Source organism: Halopseudomonas oceani (assembly GCF_002903165.1).
In the GTDB taxonomy this organism is placed as follows: Bacteria; Pseudomonadota; Gammaproteobacteria; order Pseudomonadales; family Pseudomonadaceae; genus Halopseudomonas; species Halopseudomonas oceani.
On the sequence record NZ_PPSK01000058.1, the window covers coordinates 1 to 1,134 of the forward strand.

Consider the following 1,134-nt stretch of genomic DNA (forward strand, 5'->3'; position numbering starts at 1 on the left):
GAACGTAGGCACCATCGGTCACGTTGACCATGGCAAGACTACTCTGACTGCAGCTCTGACTCGCGTTTGTGCAGAGTCTTACGGCGGCGCTGCCCGTGCGTTCGACCAGATCGACAACGCGCCGGAAGAGAAGGCTCGTGGTATCACCATCAACACCTCGCACGTAGAGTACGATTCTCCGACTCGTCACTACGCGCACGTTGACTGCCCTGGTCACGCTGACTATGTGAAGAACATGATCACCGGTGCTGCTCAGATGGACGGTGCGATCCTGGTCTGTTCCGCTGCTGACGGCCCGATGCCGCAGACTCGCGAGCACATCCTGCTGTCCCGTCAGGTAGGCGTTCCCTACATTGTCGTGTTCCTGAACAAGGCCGACATGGTTGACGACGAAGAGCTGCTGGAGCTGGTCGAGATGGAAGTTCGCGACCTGCTGAGCACTTACGACTTCCCGGGCGACGACACTCCGATCATCATCGGTTCTGCTCTGATGGCGCTGGAAGGTAAAGACGACAACGAGATCGGTACTTCTGCCGTTCGCAAGCTGGTTGAGACTCTGGATGCCTACATCCCTGAGCCGGAGCGTGCGATCGACAAGCCGTTCCTGATGCCGATCGAAGACGTATTCTCCATTTCCGGTCGCGGTACTGTAGTAACCGGTCGTGTTGAGCGTGGCATCATCAAGGTTGGTGAAGAAGTCGAGATCGTTGGTATCAAGGCAACCACCAAGACCACCTGTACTGGCGTTGAGATGTTCCGCAAGCTGCTGGACGAAGGTCGTGCTGGTGAGAACGTTGGTGTTCTGCTGCGTGGTACCAAGCGTGAAGACGTTGAGCGTGGTCAGGTTCTGGCCAAGCCGGGCACCATCACTCCGCACACTCGCTTCGAAGCTGAAGTGTACGTGCTGGGTAAAGATGAAGGTGGTCGTCACACTCCGTTCTTCAAGGGCTATCGTCCGCAGTTCTACTTCCGTACTACTGACGTGACTGGTTCTTGCGAGCTGCCGGAAGGCGTTGAAATGGTAATGCCTGGCGACAACGTCAAGCTGGACGTCACTCTGATCGCGCCGATTGCGATGGAAGACGGTCTGCGCTTTGCGATCCGTGAAGGCGGTCGTACCGTTGGTGCCGGTGT

The 1,134-nt window shown here is 57.1% G+C and carries 1 protein-coding gene; it reads left to right on the plus strand.

Features of this window, described 5'->3' with window-relative positions; translation table 11 throughout:
• Window positions 1-1,134: elongation factor Tu (gene tuf / locus C1949_RS19210; protein ID WP_104739966.1), on the plus strand; the 1,134-nt coding region annotated here is incomplete at both ends.